At 39.1% G+C, this 17,276-nt stretch carries 18 protein-coding genes; 9 read left to right on the top strand and 9 right to left on the bottom strand.

Going from position 1 to position 17,276, the window contains the following annotated elements; translation table 11 throughout:
* Positions 1-60: 60 nt before the first annotated feature.
* Entirely contained in the window at positions 61-720 is a 660-nt protein-coding gene (locus Q0791_RS16870; RefSeq protein ID WP_299008916.1) for an OmpA family protein, read from the bottom strand.
* Positions 721-953: 233 nt separating this feature from the next.
* On the opposite strand from Q0791_RS16870, the gene Q0791_RS16865 reads away from it, so the two are divergent.
* Positions 954-1,136 (top strand): hypothetical protein, encoded by a 183-nt coding sequence (locus Q0791_RS16865; RefSeq protein ID WP_299008892.1) that lies wholly within the window; start codon positions 954-956, stop codon positions 1,134-1,136.
* A 370-nt stretch (positions 1,137-1,506) separates the two neighbouring features.
* Here Q0791_RS16865 and Q0791_RS16860 read toward each other — a convergent pair whose 3' ends face one another.
* The gene (locus Q0791_RS16860) at positions 1,507-1,932 is read right to left on the bottom strand and encodes a GtrA family protein (RefSeq protein WP_299008889.1); all 426 of its coding nucleotides are present in this window, start codon (positions 1,930-1,932) and stop codon (positions 1,507-1,509) included.
* Positions 1,917-3,305 carry a glycosyltransferase family 39 protein gene (locus Q0791_RS16855; protein WP_299008884.1) on the bottom strand — a complete coding sequence of 463 codons (1,389 nt, stop codon included), beginning with the start codon at positions 3,303-3,305 and terminating at the stop codon, positions 1,917-1,919. Before Q0791_RS16855 ends, Q0791_RS16860 begins: the two co-directional genes overlap by 16 nt.
* Positions 3,306-3,496: 191 nt before the next feature.
* Between Q0791_RS16855 and Q0791_RS16850 the strand changes: the two genes are divergently transcribed.
* The 3 genes from Q0791_RS16850 to Q0791_RS16840 all read left to right on the top strand — a co-directional run bounded on the left by Q0791_RS16850 (position 3,497) and on the right by Q0791_RS16840 (position 5,676).
* Entirely contained in the window at positions 3,497-3,697 is a 201-nt protein-coding gene (locus tag Q0791_RS16850; protein ID WP_299008881.1) for a hypothetical protein, read from the top strand.
* 54 nt (positions 3,698-3,751) lie between these two features.
* Entirely contained in the window at positions 3,752-4,972 is a 1,221-nt protein-coding gene (locus Q0791_RS16845; protein WP_299008878.1) for an MFS transporter, read from the top strand.
* A 155-nt stretch (positions 4,973-5,127) separates the two neighbouring features.
* Entirely contained in the window at positions 5,128-5,676 is a 549-nt protein-coding gene (locus tag Q0791_RS16840) for a heme NO-binding domain-containing protein (RefSeq protein ID WP_299008875.1), read from the top strand.
* Positions 5,677-6,541: 865 nt separating this feature from the next.
* Here Q0791_RS16840 and Q0791_RS16835 read toward each other — a convergent pair.
* Both Q0791_RS16835 and Q0791_RS16830 read right to left on the bottom strand, forming a co-directional pair.
* Entirely contained in the window at positions 6,542-7,447 is a 906-nt protein-coding gene (locus Q0791_RS16835; protein ID WP_299008872.1) for a DUF302 domain-containing protein, read from the bottom strand.
* A 27-nt stretch (positions 7,448-7,474) separates the two neighbouring features.
* Entirely contained in the window at positions 7,475-8,221 is a 747-nt protein-coding gene (locus Q0791_RS16830; protein WP_299008869.1) for a class I SAM-dependent methyltransferase, read from the bottom strand.
* A 556-nt stretch (positions 8,222-8,777) separates the two neighbouring features.
* On the opposite strand from Q0791_RS16830, the gene Q0791_RS25290 reads away from it, so the two are divergent.
* From Q0791_RS25290 to Q0791_RS16810, 5 genes are all read left to right on the top strand, one after another.
* Positions 8,778-8,870 carry a pantocin A family RiPP gene (locus Q0791_RS25290; RefSeq protein ID WP_366942491.1) on the top strand — a complete coding sequence of 31 codons (93 nt, stop codon included), beginning with the start codon at positions 8,778-8,780 and terminating at the stop codon, positions 8,868-8,870.
* Between the two features lie 64 nt (positions 8,871-8,934).
* Positions 8,935-10,047, top strand: a complete 1,113-nt coding sequence (locus Q0791_RS16825; RefSeq protein WP_299008865.1) for a ThiF family adenylyltransferase — start codon at positions 8,935-8,937, stop codon at positions 10,045-10,047.
* Positions 10,044-10,730 carry a 2OG-Fe(II) oxygenase family protein gene (locus tag Q0791_RS16820; RefSeq protein WP_299008862.1) on the top strand — a complete coding sequence of 229 codons (687 nt, stop codon included), beginning with the start codon at positions 10,044-10,046 and terminating at the stop codon, positions 10,728-10,730. Before Q0791_RS16825 ends, Q0791_RS16820 begins: the two co-directional genes overlap by 4 nt.
* Positions 10,730-11,644 carry a DMT family transporter gene (locus tag Q0791_RS16815; RefSeq protein WP_299008860.1) on the top strand — a complete coding sequence of 305 codons (915 nt, stop codon included), beginning with the start codon at positions 10,730-10,732 and terminating at the stop codon, positions 11,642-11,644. The genes Q0791_RS16820 and Q0791_RS16815 overlap by 1 nt, the downstream gene beginning before the upstream one ends.
* A gap of 531 nt (positions 11,645-12,175) precedes the next feature.
* Positions 12,176-12,442: a hypothetical protein gene (locus tag Q0791_RS16810; protein ID WP_299008858.1), complete on the top strand. Its 267-nt coding sequence runs from the start codon at positions 12,176-12,178 to the stop codon at positions 12,440-12,442.
* Between the two features lie 229 nt (positions 12,443-12,671).
* Here the strand turns inward: Q0791_RS16810 and Q0791_RS16805 are convergent, their stop codons facing one another.
* From Q0791_RS16805 to Q0791_RS16790, 4 genes are all read right to left on the bottom strand, one after another.
* Positions 12,672-13,448 (bottom strand): single-stranded DNA-binding protein, encoded by a 777-nt coding sequence (locus Q0791_RS16805; RefSeq protein WP_299008855.1) that lies wholly within the window; start codon positions 13,446-13,448, stop codon positions 12,672-12,674.
* A gap of 127 nt (positions 13,449-13,575) precedes the next feature.
* Positions 13,576-14,943, bottom strand: a complete 1,368-nt coding sequence (locus Q0791_RS16800) for an MFS transporter (RefSeq protein ID WP_299008853.1) — start codon at positions 14,941-14,943, stop codon at positions 13,576-13,578.
* 287 nt (positions 14,944-15,230) lie between these two features.
* Entirely contained in the window at positions 15,231-16,361 is a 1,131-nt protein-coding gene (locus Q0791_RS16795) for an alanine--glyoxylate aminotransferase family protein (protein WP_299008851.1), read from the bottom strand.
* Between the two features lie 253 nt (positions 16,362-16,614).
* Positions 16,615-17,276, bottom strand: a 662-nt coding sequence (locus Q0791_RS16790; RefSeq protein WP_299008848.1) for a GIY-YIG nuclease family protein, incomplete at its 5' end; no start/stop codon positions are given.

The following is a 17,276-nucleotide window of genomic DNA, read 5'->3' as shown; positions in this document are numbered from 1 at the left end:
GTAAAAAACCATCCTTGGCTTTTTGTGACTTCTATATTGACGATATACTCACAACATGAACTACAGCGGGCTCATGACGATTTCTACACGCCTATTTTGAGATCGCCCTGCTTTTGTGCTGTTTGTCGCAATAGGGTCTACTTCCCCCATACCTTGTGAACTCAAACGACTAGACTTTATTTGTCTAGACATCAAGTAATTAGACACTTCACTGGCTCGCACCTGAGACAAACGTAGATTATATGATGCCGAGCCTGAACTATCGGTATAACCCAATACATTTAAGCGTGTGTTATCATATTTTTTTGCAACAAGTGCAACGCTATTCAGCACATTTTTGGCACCTTGACTTAAATGAGTTTGATCTACGCCAAAGGTCACTGCATTGGGCATATTTAGAATAATATTCTCACCGCTACGTGTCACACTCACGCCAGTCGATTGCAGTTGCTTTCGTAACTCAGCTTCTTGCACATCCATATAATACCCCACACCGCCACCAACAGCAGCACCAGAAGCAGCCCCTATCAATGCACCTTTTCCACGATCACTTTTACTTGAGGAAGCCACACCAATAACAGTGCCTGCAATCGCCCCAATAACAGCACCTGTCGTTGCATTGGCTGTCTCAGTTTCATTAGTATAAGGGTTAACAGTTTGGCAGCCTGCCATCGCAATAACCGCACTCCCCACTAAAATAGGGGTAAAAACTCGCTTCATTACTTTTATCACTTTTTTTCCTCATTACGACATCAATCAGCAAACTACGAAAGTGTGATTAACGATTAATCATCTTGATACATTAGTATAACCACAAGTTATTTAAGAATGCTAACACTTAGCGTCCATGAAAACTGCACCATGACGGTGCATTTGCACCATATTTATCCTCAAAAGCGAGAAGCAGGAAAAGTAATTCTAGGTAAGTATCTGTAAATATATGTGAAATAAACATGCCAAATTTGGCACGAATTATTCATGTAGTAAATGTCGTAAGTGTCAGTGTAAACCCAGAGGAAACCATGATGAATCTAATGAAAGAGCTGATTAAGCGTTATTTCGACTATTGGTTATCACAGCCTCATGTTGGCTTTAGCCAATGGGATAACTATCAAGTTGAAAGCACAATACGATGAGGGTAAGACGATGAAGCGTATAAGATACTGGTTCAAACGTTACCGTGACGATGGGTTATCGCTATCTCATTCACTATCTCACTCATGTTGGCTTTAGCCAATGGGATAACTATCAATCCCAATTCGGAAGGGCATTATGATGAAGACGATAAAACATTGGTTCAAGCGCTATCAGGAATACTGTTTTTTACTGCACCACATAGGCATTAGTCAATGGGATGTAGAAAATAAAGAATAAGGCAGCGAAAAGCATTTCATCTGTCTCAAACATTTTTCATAGCAAAGCCACTTCTCCCTATCGCCCCCAACGATTACAGGAGTGGTTTTGCGCCTTACCCTTAGAAGTGCTTAGAGAACTAGTGTTTAGTTTTTACTGTTTAATATGTCGATAAATAATCCAAGTCGAACCACACCAATTCACCGCTAATCCAGTCAACACCCCAATAGATAAAGCCAAACTAGCAAAGGTTATCGTCCCAGGTAAAAATGCATTTAACACATAAAATACGGCTAAATTAATCCCTGCGGCAAAGCAAGATATGACTAATGCGATAGTAAACTGAAATCCCCTATCAATCTGAGTACGATGACGAAAGGTGAAGTATCTATTTCCCATCCAAGTTAAAATTGTTGCAACCAAAAATGCCATCAACCTCGCCTTAAAAGTAGACATAGCTTCCCATTGATACAGCATAATAAAAATAACCATATCAATAATAAAAACACTGCCTCCCACTAGCAAGAAACGAACAGGCTCATAATGAATATTCATGACATATTTTATGATTTTCCGCATAGCAATAACACTTTTTTATCCGTATTTGCCTGCCTTTGGCAGCGATCAAATAAGGTATTATTCTCTAATACACCATTGCTAACAACAATATAGTAAGGTGTCTTAGGCAACACAGATAATGCCTCTTTAGGCTTAACAAGCTTAACTTTTCCTTGGCTATAATACTCAGCTGAAAAGGGAGCTTTCCCCCAATAGTAAGTGGGTAACGAAAGACTTCGTTGCGCTAATATCCATTTCTCACTTTTCTCTTTAACAGGTCCATCTCTCAAGCCTATTAATGTTAAAATAAGTAATACGGCCATACTTAACGCCACTGTTTTCAATTTAGGAACCCCAAAATCTCCCCAAGCCTTCGCTATCAATAAAGCCAATGCTGGCACGCCGGGCAATACATAAGTAAACAAAATATTACCCGCGAAAGTAAAAAGCAGTAAAGGAGAAAGCATCCAGCAAAGAAGAAAAGCCGTTTGCTCATCAAAACCACTCTTGCCCATTTTATATAGATGATATAATGCCTTGGGTAAATAAAGACTCCACGGCAATGAAGCAACAGCAAAATACACCCAAATAGTGCCACGCATTCGGTCATGAGCTTTGCCGTATAAATCCCCTTTCCAGCCACTATCAATAAAACGGTCCCAATTTTCACCTGCTATAAAATATTTTAAAAAACCGGGAGTTGCATATTCTGCCGCAATATACCAAGGTAAACATAACGCCAACATCAGTAAAGTGCCTGACAATAATGGTGTCCTTTGCCACAATAATTTCCAAGGCTTAATAAAACCATACTGCCAAAATAGCCAAATCCCAACACCAATAGCAAAAATGACTAAAGTCACTGGACCTTTTGCCAATATTCCCACTGCCAATCCCACAAAACCAACATATCCCCAGTCAATTTTACCTTGCCAAGATAAATAAAAGCCTATCATGGCTAAGGTCAATCCTAAGGTGAATCCCATATCTGTCATTACCGCCCCTGCACAGATGTAAAACACCCCTGTTGATGTGAGGACGATAACACTGCTCATCGCGGAAATTTGACAATACTTTGCAAATCGATAAATGAAACACAAGACCGCAATACCCGCTAGAAAATGCGGTAATCTCAAAAAAAATTCATTATTCTCAAACACAAAAATAGAAGCGGTACTCATCCAAGTCTGTAATGGTGGCTTCCCCCAAAAGGGCACTCCATAACTAAATTGAGGTGTTAACCAATTACCCGTATCAAGCATTAACCTTGCCATTTCACCATAACGAGACTCTGTTGTATCCATCAATGGATATAAGCCTAATGCCACCAGCCTCACAATCAAAAGTCCTAGCAAGACTAACAAAGACGAAAACCTTAATACGCTTTTTTTCATTTCAGCGACTCCCGAACGTTACGGGTTTCAGGTGAATAAACTTTCATACAATCATCATCTTGAGACTTCTGCATTTGATGTGAAACTGCTTCTATTGAGAATATTGACCGTGGTGAAAGTGAAGGCATATTTATGTCCTTGCGCATCAACTATGCCGTCACTATGCTACACACTAAGTGAATGAAATATCATTGACATTTTTTGTAATAATTAGCCAAAGACAAGCTCACACAATGACTCAAAGCAGCACTCTTAAGCTATTAATAATAGAAGATAACAAAGATGTTTTTGAAATTTTATGGGACTTTTTCAAAGCTCAAGATGCAGAATTAGAGCTTGCCGATAATGGTGTTTTAAAGTGCTCTGAGACAGATATTAGCTCAACATTATGATTTTTACTCCATAATTATTAATACAAAACCAAATGATAACATGATGATATTCTTATGAATGACATTGTTCGAAATAAGCACCATATTATCCTTTACATCCCCATGTGTTTACTACTCAGTTATTGGGGATACATGAAAGTCGCCTTGCCCGTTATTCCTGATTTATTAAATAGCTTTAAAACAACACAAACATTACTGCACCAATTTATTTCACTGGCCTTTATTCTATCGGGTTTATCTTCGATATTTTGGGGCGTTCTGATCGATAGAATTGAAATAAAGCGTTTTCTCATCTCTCTCACATTGATCAGTATTGTAATTTTATCTTCCATTGCGATATCAACGAATGCTTGGTTTTGGGGAATAAGCTACATTGTTAGTGCTATTTTAATGGGAGGACTGATTGTCTGCTCTCGAAGTTTTGTCATGATTTATCTTACAGAAGAAGCCGATATCAAAAAGGCACTGACCATGCCTATGGTAGCTGGATTTTCGGCTGCTTTTTTTATGCCTTACGTTAGTGGCTGGCTATCCAGTGATCTAGGATGGAATTATGCTTTTCTTATTATCCCCTTTTGGCTTATCGTCTTACTCTTCCTACTGACTAAACTGCCTCCTTCACCTCAAAATATTAATAATCAAATGGGTATAAAAGACAACATTAACGCCATGATTAATCACATGAAAAATAACAGGTTTCTATTTAGTATTGTCGGTATTGCCTGTATCTCATCCATATCACAAAGTTATTATATCGCTATCATCTTCTGGCTCATGCCACATTATACCATTGCAACTCAAGATTTAGCCTTATACCTCTTTCCATTATTATTTCCAGGAATGCTCCTTCCGCTATTCATTCAAAAGGTCTATCAAAGAATCAGTGAAAAGCACATGATCCGCCTCTACATAACATTATTATTCATTGCCGCCTTTATCGCTATTACTCTCGGCATCAACTTTAACATCAGCAAACAAGCCAATAGCTGGTTATGGATCATACCAGGCGTGCTATGCACCATCTCAATGGTGTGCCTCATTCCCATTTTATCATTTCGCGCCTTAAATACTGTCAAAGATCATTACAATTCGGCTTCAGGGTTGCTGACAATTTCAGTCTATTCCGCCGGAGGAGTCGGCATTTATATTACTTCATTAATCACTCTAAACCATTTTTATTTAGAAGGTATTTTTATTTTAATCACCACAGCAATACTCATAGTATGTATTAGAGAAAGTATTGAAACCTCTCTACCAGTCAAACAAATAGATTAATGATATAAATAAAATAGCTCCAATAAGTGTTTTAAAAAGAACTCAATCTGCACTGAAAACTGATGATAGCCTCGTCTCATTTACATTCTCTGCTATGCTTAAATCATCTCCCAAATAAACTCAAGTTTAGCTGCCACTCACTCGAAAGGCCTAATATGAAAGGACATATTTTCAATTTATTAGAACAGTTCATCATTGAGCAAGCAGGTGATGAAGCCTTTGAGAATATTTTAGATGCATGCCAATTTATTACGACAGAGCCTTTCATTCGCTCCGGAACTTATCCCGATGAAGACTTAATCGAATTGGTCACTCAAACGTGTAAACAACTCAACCTAACCCCAAAAGATGCTCACTTAGGCTTTGGTAAGTGGATATTTCCACATCTCACAAAAATTGCGCCACCCGAAGTCACCACTTTTACACACCCAAAAGAGCTTTTTTTACAGCTGGATCATATTCACCGAGTCGAACTCAAAAAAATCTGGCCCGATGCCGAACCTCCAAGGTTTAAGTGCATTGATACTGGCACTAACACTGTCACTATGACCTATGACTCTAAAAGAGAAATGACCGATCTTGTCGAAGGCGTCATTGAAAGTGTTGCCACCAACTACAAGACACCAATAAGGTTTACAAAGAAGGCTCACAAAGGCGAAGAGCATAATATTTATGAGTATTTTTTAACTTTTGGAAAAAGCTGAATCAGTTCCTCATTAATCAAACGACCGCTTAAAGGCTTTATCCATTCGGCGTTGGATCACTCGCAATGCTGTAATTAACTGATACTTCGTCGAAGGCATCATTGAAAGTGTTGCCACCAACTACAAGACACCAATAAGATTTGAAAAGAAAGTTCACAAAGGCGAAGAGCATAATATTTATGAGTATTTTTTAACTTTTGGAAAAAACTGAATCAGCTCCTCATTAATGAAACAATCGTTTAAAGACTTTATCCATTCAGCGTTAGAGCACTCGAAAAGCTGTAATTAACGGGTACTTCGTCAAAGGCGTCATTGAAAGTGTTGCCACCAACTACAAGACACCAATAAGGTTTGAGAAGAAGGCTCACAAAGGCGAAGAACATCATATTTATGAGTATTTTTTAACGTTTGGAAAAAGCTGAATCAGTTCCTCATTATCCTCATTAATGAAACGAACGTTTAAAGGCTTTATCCATTCGGCGTTGGAGCACTCAAAAAGCTGTAATTAACTGATACTTCGTCGAAGGCATCATTGAAAGTGTTGCCACCAACTACAAGACACCAATAAGGTTTGAAAAGAAAGTTCACAAAGACGAAGAGCATAATATTTATGAGTATTTTTTAACGTTTGGAAAAAGCTGAATCAGTTCCTCATTAATCAAACGACCGCTTAAAGGCTTTATCCATTCGGCGTTGGATCACTCGCAATGCTGTAATTAACTGATACTTCGTCGAAGGCATCATTGAAAGTGTTGCCACCAACTACAAGACACCAATAAGGTTTGAGAAGAAGGCTCACAAAGGCGAAGAACATAATATTTATGAGTATTTTTTAACGTTTGGAAAAAGCTGAATCTGCTCCTCATTAATGAAACGAACGTTTAAGGGCTTTATCCATTCGGCGTTGGATCACTCGCAATGCTGTATTAACGGGTACTTTATGACGATTTGCAAGCAAAAGTAACTCATTATACGTAACATGAGTATTTCCCTGACTATCATTCCACACTAACACCTTTTGCGGAAAGCCATCGAGCCCAAGAGACTGTGATGCTTTCATTGCTCGCCCGCCAGGGCCTGGCGCGCCAAATAATATTAATGTCATTTTTGGAAGCGCAACCCCATAATCTCGCGCAACTTTTTGAAAATCGATAATATCAAAAATAATCACATCTTTATTATCCCGCGCAATATTCACCGCCCTTTTCAAAGATGACTCAAAACTCATTGGACTGGATAAAGTGATCAAAGCGGATTCATCAATTCGAGTTAAAGTTAATGGACTTTCAACAGACTGATCCACTCCCTTAGTTGCAGCTGCAAGACTGGTTTCATACTGCTGAGCCAATTGCGTTTGCAGCCCCAAATGATATCGCCTACTGATATAAGTAAAATCATTCCACACTAACTTAACTTGATTGTGAGTGGGTTCTTGATAGATCAGCAACTTTATAGGAAGCTCCATAGCCACCAAAGGATTAAGCTTTAATAACTGAACTTCTAATGCTTTATTATGAAAAAGGATCAATTGCGTCGGCGCTAATCGACTGCCTTTTTGATTAGCCAAACGTGAATGGTCTATCACTGTAACCTCATCCAACATGAGATCATCGGCGATATTCGTCGATATTCTATTAGCAATGGCATCTGTTTGTTGATAATCACTCTCAGGAAGAGGGGTAAACTTAGAACATCCTAATACCCCTACAACCCATAAAAAAGCCAATACCAAGCTTTTTATCAACCGATCCCCTCCATCTTTTCGATGCATATTCCCCCCTCCTGGTTTTAACTCGGATTAACAAGGTTTTCTGGCTATAATCCCCAGAAAACCGCGACCATTACCGCCAAAGAAATGATCCAGTTGTTCTGGAAAATTTATATCAAAATAATGTGCATTTTCTATAGTAAATCCGGCTCTTTTAAGTGCCTTGGTAAGGATCTCAATCGTAAATACATGAGTGAAATCAGGCAAAACATTCTCAGGAATACAATGCAATCTCTCTTGGCGAATAAACTGACTCATGGTCTTTAAATTTATTTGACCCGGAAAATCCTCCCCCTGGACTTCACACCTATTAAATTCGTCAATAAAGGTTAAACTTTTTTGATACGGCGTTGCTGCCGATAAATAAAAACAACCTTCAGGAACCAACCAATCGTACACTGATTTCAATGCTAGAGTCACTTCTTCGCCTGTCAAAAAATGCAGTACATAAGAACAATGCACGCCACTGATGGTACTTTTTTCAAAATCAAAATCATAGGGAAAGTAACCTTGTCTCAATTCCAGATAAGGCAATAAATCTTCTGGTGTTTCCTGCTTCAAAATCGCTAAATGCTCTTGTTCTAAGTCACAAGCAATAATGTGTTTTTTCATTTCAAGTACTGCAAGAGTCGCTATGCCATAGGCACAGCCCATATCAATGAGATCATGCGTTGCGCTGGCTGCATCTCGAATAAAGGCCTGACTCACATTGGAAAACTGCTTTACCATCACACCTTTTTGATTCAAAGAGCTTCTTACCCATTCATCATCAACCATAAGGTAGACCTGACTTAGAAAACATCTGTTGTCAGTATAGGAGCTGTTGAAGTTTTATGATGAATGCAAACGGATTTCAGAATCAATATAAGAGCATAAAACACTGCCCTCTTTCATAAAAGAGTGAACGATTTAAACCTGTGTTATTTTTTATTATTGACTCCTTGGCTAAAGTTGGCTCCTATGTTAAATAAAAAGTAAAAAAATAAAAGAAATTAAAAACTAAGCAGCATATAGGATAACCTGATAAGAACACGTTTACCTCAAACATCATTTAACCATAAAACCGCCCCCTAGAATATAAATAATGACTATAACAATTATTTATATTTTCCTTAGGTAATCCAATTAAAATAAATAAAGTGCTCATCACCTTAGCGCAATTTGCAATAAATAATCTATGAAAATATTCCCCCGAATAAACGCTTCATAATCATTTTGTGATTCACCTCTCATAACTTATTAAATTTTCATTTTATGTATTTACACATACAAAAAATAGTATAAATAATGAACTGCTCGCAACATTCTATTCACACTAAATAAGGATATCAAAATGATTATATTTAAAAAATTAACTCAACGGATTTCTGCCATCACGGAAGAAAATGCAATGTATTCTCAAGGACAGAAAATTCAACTGAAATAAACTAATTAACAATTTAAAGCTACATCTAAGATGTAGCTTTTTTGAGATAAATAAAATGATATCAATGACTAAACCACTACTTAAAAAATCTCATCACGTCATTATTGCAGATGATGGTGACATCTGCATAGGTGAAATACCAGAAGTCTCTCAGATAGTTGAACAGCCACCATACTGGCTACAACACGTACTTGGAAAGCTAAATGGTAAAAAGACAATTCCGAGAATAGTTAAGGAATTAAACGCTGAAGAAATATCAGTAGAAGAAAGTGAAGTCTATAATTTAATCGATCATTTAAACGAAGCAAACCTCCTCCAAGATAATTCATATCATTCTTCGATATTAAATAATGAAGAAATAGAAAGATATGACAGACAAATATTACAATTTGGACTTGTCGATAAAAATCGAGTTCATCCATATATATATCAGGAAAGACTTAAAAATAGTGAGGTCGTTATTTTTGGAATGGGGGGGTGGGGCACTTGGTGTTCATTATTATTAACACAAGCAGGCATTGGCGGCCTTCGATTAATCGATGGCGACGATGTTGAACTATCCAATGTAAATCGACAAGTTTTATACCAAACAGATCACGTGGGATATCAAAAAGTCGATGCCGCCAAACAGAGTATAAAATCATTCAATCCCAATGTTAACGTTAAATGTTTTAACGAATTCGCTAGAGCAAATAAAGAACAGCTAGAACGTTTGATCGGTGACGCTTCATTTATAGTGCTTGCATGGGCTGCACTGGGTTATTTTAGAGAAGGCACCGTTGAAGAGCTTATTCATGCTATTGCCAAAGAGCGTAATATTCCAGTTATCGAACTTGGGGGAGATCCGCTCGAAATATCAATAGGCCCTATCTATCCTAATGACGGCATTCACAAACACTATGATCAGGTACACAAAAGTGAGCAGAATAACTTTTATCATACTGATTATAACATTAAAAAATTTCAAGAAGCTCGATTAAAACATCACTTTATTGACGGCGATAGAGAAGTCAATGCTTGGCAAAGTTCACCTTCATTATCCGCAATGGCAGGACTAGCATGTGATCAAATCATCAAGTACATTACAAAATACGATGATACATCTATCGTAGGTAAACGAATCTACCTGTCACTGTCAACATTTGAAAAACGTGATGTCGTGGTTTTTGAAAAATGACTAATGCCTACAACCAAGAATTTAAAAATGATTTTAGCCGCAAAGGTTACTGCATCATAGATGTAAAAAAGTTATTTTCGAGCGATTTAATGTCGATAAAAAAAGAACTTGATAAGACAACTGATGAAAGCTGGACCTATGTTGTAAAGTATGATGATTTCGAGGCCGACTTGCTCTCATCAACTGAATTAAAAGTCATTGAAAAACACAAAAAGGCAGCTTATAGAAACAACAGTGAGGGCAAATTAGCTTATTTTTTCAAACGAATCACAACCGACCATGGCTTGACTTCTGTTCCCATTGCACAGGCTTTTTTACAGGCGCAAGGTTTAATGGATTCACCCGCTATTCGCCGCCTCCTTGAATTTGTCACAGGAAGAGATATTAATGATATGTCTCAAATATATATTAACAAATTTGAGATAGGCGACTTTTTAGGGATACATAAAGATGGAGGAAATAATATTGGTGTTGCGCTTAATCTCTCAAAAGACTGGATAACAACCAATGGAGGTAATACACATATCGTCGATGATGAGATGAATATTATAGATTCACTGTCTCCATGCTTTGGAAAGCTATTAGTTTTCGACTCTATGAAAGAAAACGTTCCACACTTTGTATCAACAGTGACATCAACAAATAATAACGCTCGCATGTCAATCATCGCAAGGTATAACTGATGTCTAAACCAGTCTTATATGGTATAGCGCTTGGTTGTATATGGGGAAGTAGCTTCCCTATTTCCCAAATTGGCGTAACAGCGTTAGGTGCATTCCCTTTCCGTTTAATGACAGTACTAGTGTCGAGCCTGTGTTTATTGATTTTCTCATACACTCAAGTAAAAACATATTTGCCACAACTCTGTGCTAATCACTACATAAAACTTTTTATTCTCTCCATTCCAAATATCTTTATTGTGCCATTAATCAATAATATATCCCTTGCTTATCTCTCTATCACCACAGCGACAATACTCATATATCTAATGCCATGTTTTGTTAGCATCCTCACAATCGTCTTATCTAAAGCACTAAACTTAAGCAGTCTTATCGCCATAGGTTGCTGCTCTACGGGTGTCATCATTTTATCCGGTATTAATGCTTTTGGGCTTGGGGAATATTTAATGATGTTAAACGCATTCATTTGGGCCAGTGGCGCGATTATGTCTCAAAGAATATCATTTAACGAGATACCCCTTTCAGTCACAGTCAACGTACAAATGATCTTCACCCTAATCTTAACCGCAATCGCTGTACTCATTTGGGGAATAACTAATAATATTAACCTATATCCAATGCTGACCAACTTCTCTTATACCAGCATAGCCAGTGTGATTTATATCGGCACGATCGGATCGGCATTTGTTTATTATCTTTGGTTTAGCCTAATTGACATGAAAAGTGCGGAATTTACAAGTTACGCAACACTATTATCTCCCCTCATATCTATACTCACGGCCATTATTATTTTCAAAGAGCAAGTTAACGACGCAACAATAACAGGTGGTATGCTTATTTTAATGAGTAGCTTCGTCATCATATTGAAACCTCTACTTTTTAATAAAATAAAGCTTTATCTAGAGAAAACAGGCTAAATTAAGTCGCATAACATACAGGTGCCTCCCTATTTAAGAAGCCCGAAAGACTATCGAGATTGGTTTTCAACGATAAAATAAGCTGCACTTATCTCGTTATGTTAACTGAGTTATTGATTATCGGATGCAAAAAACAAACTGACCTATCATTCTATTGCCTATTTCGAGGAGATGGGGGCAAAATCCCAAAAAATAACCAAGCTACTACAGTTCACACAAATTTAACTATGGATGACTTGGCTAATCTTGCTTGGCCAATCTTTTCACCTTAACCTTTACTAAATTAGTCTCAAGTGATGATTTTACCCTGCTAATCATTAAGAGCCTCTTTAAAGCCTGTTATCATATTTATTATTAAAGGCTGGCTTCGATCAAAAACACGTAAAACAGAAATTCCTTTCTATACTCTATAAGCTCACCTTAACGCACAGTCAGCAATCAACATATTTTATAAGGAAATAATGATGAATAAATATACTACAGGGTTACTCATACTATTCTTTTCAAATAGTGCTGCAGCCAGCACGAGTAATGGTAAGATCATCGATTATTGGATACATAAATTTCCATGAAAGCTTTGCTTTTACCGTTGAAAATCAAATTGGTCGCCCTTATTGCGCTTCTTTTGGCGCACTAGCAGGACGATATGTTGTCAATACGACCAATGAAAATGGCAAACTAATGGCTTCTGCGGTAATGGCAGCTAAAGCTGCAGGAAGCAATATTCATGTTGAAGGTACAGGAGATTGTATTTACTATCCAGATTCTGAAGACGTCAATTGGTTACGAGTTGAATAATAGTCAATACACACCTAAAAATGTGGGCTCAAGGTTATTAGAAACACTTAAACCTAAAACAAAGCCAAAAACAAAAACCAAAAACGAAAAAAGTCCTGCGTGAGCAGGACTTTTATCAATTCATCTTACTATTAACACAAGCACTAATCACAAGCACTAATCACAAGCACTAATCACAAGCATTAGTCACAAGCATTAATCATTAGATGCACTCTATAGGCGCGAAAACCTAGAAGGGAATATCATCATCCCAACCGTCATCCAAATCTGGAGTGAAGTTTTGCGCTTGTTGAGGTTGCTGTTGAGGCTGTACAGGTTGTGGTGCTGGACGTTGCTGCGGTGCACTCTGTGCAGGACGCTGTTGCTGAGGCGCAGCTTGTGGCTTAGGTGCATAAGCCGCTTGTTGTGCTTGAGGCGCCTGCTGGCCAGCGTGTTGTTGACCGCCACTCTGTTGTCCACTATTCATCTGGCCACTATTCTGTTGACCATAGCCACCTTGCTGTGGTGCGCTTTGATAACCGCCTTGTTGAGGCACATTCTGTTGGCCACCCTGTTGACCACTATTTTGCTGGCCATAGCCGCCTTGCTGGCCGCCATATTGTTGGCCACTATTTTGCTGACCACTATTTGGTTGACCATAAGCACCTTGCTGACCACCACCTTGTCCGCGGCTGTCTAACATTTGCATTTCACTGGCATTAATCTCAGTTTTATAACGATCTTGACCCGTTTGTTGATCTTGCCATTTACTGGTTTGCAATTTACCTTCAAGGTAAACTTTAGAGCCTTTTTTCAAGTACTCACCCGCCACTTCAGCCAAACGACGATACATCACAATGTTATGCCATTCAGTACGCTCTTGCTGTTGGCCTTGCTGATCTTTCCACGTTTCGCTGGTCGCCACGGTAAAGTTGGCTACTGCGTTGCCATTGGGCATGTAGCGTACTTCAGGATCTCTTCCTAAGTTACCGACCAAAATTACTTTATTGACACCACGACTGGCCATTTAACTCTCCTGCAATTGCTGATAAAACTGGATCACATTGATTCCAGTTATTCATTGGGTAAAACCAAGTGCACTTTAGTACTCAACTTTGATACTCAACTTTGGTACTCAATTTAGACACTCATATTCATTGAGTGAAGCCTAACACAGCTCGCGCTTCTCTTAAATCGAAATGCGCATCGACTTTCAAATAAGCCACCTTTTCTTCTAGCACCACCATGGCCTCCACCACACCCTTAAGCTTAGATAACGCACTCGCCATTTGTTTAGCATCTTGCTTATTTTCGATATTAGCTTCAAGTGTATAAGATTTCAACATCACAGGTTTTTGCATGCCTAAGGTCAACAATAACCAAACAATAATCAAAGCCGCTGCCGCAATAAACACGCCACTGGCCCCCAAATATTGATAAGCACCACCACCAATCAAGCCGCCACAAAAGGCACCTAAAAATTGACTGGTGGAATACACCCCCATGGCAGAGCCTTTATTCCCCACAGGGGAGAATTTAGCAATCAAACTAGGCAAAGAGGCTTCAAGATAATTAAAGCCTGTAAAAAACAAGATAATAGCAAGCATCAGCACAGTTAAGTTATGAGAAAATGCCGCCATTGCTCCCAATGACAGCAGCATGATCATCAAAGCTAGTTGAAACATAGTTTTAGTATTATTACGCTTTACGCCGATAATAATGAGCGGCACCATTAAAATAAATGAGCCAATAAAAGCCGGAAAATACAGCATCCAATGTTTTTCTTTAGGCAGTCCCGCCCCCACCAAATCCAGCGGCAGCGCCACAAACACAGCCGTTAACACTAAATGCAAAATAAAAATACCCGCATCAAGCCTGATAAGCTGCGGATCTTTGAGCATGGCTTTTAACTTAGCCGGTACCGCAAGGGTATCGCCTTTAGGGGCATGAGAAATAGGATTAGGCACTAAGAGTTGCACAATTAACATACCGAAAACAGATAAACCTGCAGTCATATAAAACAAGCCGGACAAACCAATATGCTGTGCAACTATGGGCCCCACCAGCAAAGACAGCGCAAAAGAAAAACCAATACACATACCAATCACTGCCATGACTTTAGTACGTTGCTCGTCTCGCGTCAGATCCGCCGCTAAGGCTAACACGGCTGCTGCTATGGCCCCCACACCTTGTAATGCTCGCCCTGCAACGACGCCATAGATACTGTCTGCATTAGCCGCCAGCAAACTGCCAAGGGCAAAAATGAACAAGCCAATGAGAATAATCGGCTTTCGGCCAAATTTATCTGACAAGATTCCCATAGGGATTTGTAACATGGCTTGCGTTAAGCCATATGCACCTATGGCAATCCCGACCCAAAGCGGCGAAAAGCCTGTCAAATGTTGTCCATAAAGAGCAAATACTGGCATGATCATAAACAAGCCCATCATGCGTAAACCAAACACACTGGCCAAAGAAAATGCGACTGTTTTCTCAGTCTTTGAAAGTCCTGTACCGATCATACTCTGCCCTGATCATCAAACATAAATAATTAGATCGCGCAGTTTATCATGAAGTTTTTCATTAACCCAAAAGTAAAGTCAGGATGTATTCAGCTTTAGCTAAACAAGATCACACCCAAAAACAAAGAATATCAGGACAAAAGCAAACTCATGCCAAAAAAGCTCAAAGAATAAAGAAGAAAAGTGAATAAAAAATAATCTATTTTTAACCAGTGCGCACAAGCAGTCAGTAAAAGATAAAAAAGGCATTCTACTGACTGACAATGTGTTGATCTTATATCTTAAGCCTAATTCAGCACCTCACTCAATGCGTTAAGACAGAGACTGACATTTTCACGTCGAGCGCCGTAGCCCATTAACCCTATACGCCAAGCTTTGCCCGCAAATGCCCCTAAGCCTGCACCAATTTCAAGATTATAATCTTGTAATAAACGCTGGCGCACCTGCAGATCATCCACCCCTTTAGGAATAAACACAGTATTAAGCTGTGGCAAGCGCACCTTTTCTTGTACCACAAACTCAAGACCTAAATTTTCTAATCCCTGACGTAACACTAAATGCTGCTCTTGATGTCGCTGCCAAGCATTTTCTAAGCCCTCTTCAGCTAATAAACGCAAAGATTCATGTAAGGCATACAAGGCATTAACCGGCGCCGTATGATGGTAACTGCGTTTCCCTTCACCACTCCAATAGCCCATGACTAAGCTTTGATCGAGAAACCAACTCTGTACAGGATGCTTTCTACCTTGCAATTTATCCACTGCCGCAGGCGAGAAAGACACAGGGGATAAGCCTGGCACGCAAGATAAACACTTTTGACTGCCCGCATAAATCGCATCTATGCCCCAGTCATCGACTCTCAATTCTACTCCTCCTAAGGAGGTGACCGCATCGACTATTGTTAAGCAATCATACTGTTTCGCCAGTGCACACAAGGTTTTCGCATCAGACAATGCCCCCGTTGACGTTTCAGCGTGGACAAAAGCCACAAACTTCGCATCAGGGTGAGCCTTAAGTGCAAGCTCAAGAGCATCGGCATCAACCGCTTCGCCCCATTCATTATCCACCAGCACGGCAATGGCGCCAATACGCTCAACATTTTGACGCATACGCTCACCAAACACACCATTGCGGCACACTATCACTTTCTCGCCAGGCTCCACCAAATTCACAAAACAGGTTTCCATGCCAGCCGAGCCCGGCGCCGATACGGCTAACGTCATCGCATTAGTCGTTTGAAAAGCATATTGAATAAGGGCTTTGAGCTCATCCATCATGGCCACAAACAAAGGGTCAAGATGCCCAATCGTAGGTTTGGCCTGCGCCGCTAACACCTGCGGGTACACGTCGGAAGGACCCGGACCCATTAACGTACGTGAAGGCGGAAAAAAAGGCTGAACAGTAGGCGCAACTAACATGATATTTCCTTATAAAAACAAGATAACAAACACTAGAGCAGAAAAATAACTGACAGATAAAATAGCACAAGCTTAAAAAATAATCTTTAACTACAAAAAAATCAGGCTGAATGTATCAAAAACCTATCAACCCCAGTGAAAATGACTGGGGTTGATTGATAAAATATTCCACAAAAGAGATTAGAATTTCCAGAAGCTCATCGAGTAATCATCGATAAATCTGATCAAAAAATGATAGTACAAATAATTCGAGTTAAGCAACTTCACTCAATCTTAAGCTTTCATAATAATCTTCTGCTAATGCAGTCATCTTAAATTCTGTATCTACACTTGCAATATTCTCAACAGCTTGTTTTATATCATTTAAATCGACACTGAAAAACTCTTTACGAAGATTTACAGCATTAACACGGTGAGCATGAAATTCACGGTGTAATGCAGCTTCTAGAGCAGGTGCATCGTCAGTATAAATCATAGCATGAACATCAAACGGGAACGGTACACTGGCATCACCAAGCTCTTTAATCCTGTCCATAGGATCCAATCTACGAGTTAAACCTATCTTATAAACATCTTCACCGAAAGAACCTACATTACTGATCACATATACATGACCTTTACGTGTTTTCTCAGCCATACTCTTTGCTCTTTCTTCTTTAGCTTCCGCTTCAGCTAATTGCTGCTCTAGAATAGCAATTCTCTGCTCCATATCACTTCGATTTTGCTCAGTTGCTTTAGCAAGCTCCTTCTGTGCTTTATCAAGAAGATTTCGATACATCTTTTCTTCTTTCTCAGCTTCAGCAATCGCCTTTTGAAATTCTTTTATCGCTCGTTGCTCTTTGAAGAGGTATAGTGAATTTGGCCACCTACTTAGAGACTGTATAATCAGTTTCATATCAATATAGGTGACACAAT

Origin of the sequence: uncultured Shewanella sp. (assembly GCF_947495455.1) — a bacterium.
Lineage (GTDB): Bacteria > Pseudomonadota > Gammaproteobacteria > Enterobacterales > Shewanellaceae > Shewanella.
This window is presented reverse-complemented; position numbering and strand designations above follow the sequence as displayed.

Coding starts and splice junctions, on each gene's coding strand:
- Q0791_RS16870 (WP_299008916.1), bottom strand. CDS start 720: ATGAAGCGAGTTTTTACCCCTATTTTAGTGGGGAGTGCGGTTATTGCG.
- Q0791_RS16865 (WP_299008892.1), top strand. CDS start 954: ATGCCAAATTTGGCACGAATTATTCATGTAGTAAATGTCGTAAGTGTC.
- Q0791_RS16860 (WP_299008889.1), bottom strand. CDS start 1,932: ATGCGGAAAATCATAAAATATGTCATGAATATTCATTATGAGCCTGTT.
- Q0791_RS16855 (WP_299008884.1), bottom strand. CDS start 3,305: ATGAAAAAAAGCGTATTAAGGTTTTCGTCTTTGTTAGTCTTGCTAGGA.
- Q0791_RS16845 (WP_299008878.1), top strand. CDS start 3,752: ATGAATGACATTGTTCGAAATAAGCACCATATTATCCTTTACATCCCC.
- Q0791_RS16840 (WP_299008875.1), top strand. CDS start 5,128: ATGAAAGGACATATTTTCAATTTATTAGAACAGTTCATCATTGAGCAA.
- Q0791_RS16835 (WP_299008872.1), bottom strand. CDS start 7,447: ATGCATCGAAAAGATGGAGGGGATCGGTTGATAAAAAGCTTGGTATTG.
- Q0791_RS16830 (WP_299008869.1), bottom strand. CDS start 8,221: ATGGTTGATGATGAATGGGTAAGAAGCTCTTTGAATCAAAAAGGTGTG.
- Q0791_RS25290 (WP_366942491.1), top strand. CDS start 8,778: ATGATTATATTTAAAAAATTAACTCAACGGATTTCTGCCATCACGGAA.
- Q0791_RS16825 (WP_299008865.1), top strand. CDS start 8,935: ATGACTAAACCACTACTTAAAAAATCTCATCACGTCATTATTGCAGAT.
- Q0791_RS16820 (WP_299008862.1), top strand. CDS start 10,044: ATGACTAATGCCTACAACCAAGAATTTAAAAATGATTTTAGCCGCAAA.
- Q0791_RS16815 (WP_299008860.1), top strand. CDS start 10,730: ATGTCTAAACCAGTCTTATATGGTATAGCGCTTGGTTGTATATGGGGA.
- Q0791_RS16810 (WP_299008858.1), top strand. CDS start 12,176: ATGGTAAGATCATCGATTATTGGATACATAAATTTCCATGAAAGCTTT.
- Q0791_RS16805 (WP_299008855.1), bottom strand. CDS start 13,448: ATGGCCAGTCGTGGTGTCAATAAAGTAATTTTGGTCGGTAACTTAGGA.
- Q0791_RS16800 (WP_299008853.1), bottom strand. CDS start 14,943: ATGATCGGTACAGGACTTTCAAAGACTGAGAAAACAGTCGCATTTTCT.
- Q0791_RS16795 (WP_299008851.1), bottom strand. CDS start 16,361: ATGTTAGTTGCGCCTACTGTTCAGCCTTTTTTTCCGCCTTCACGTACG.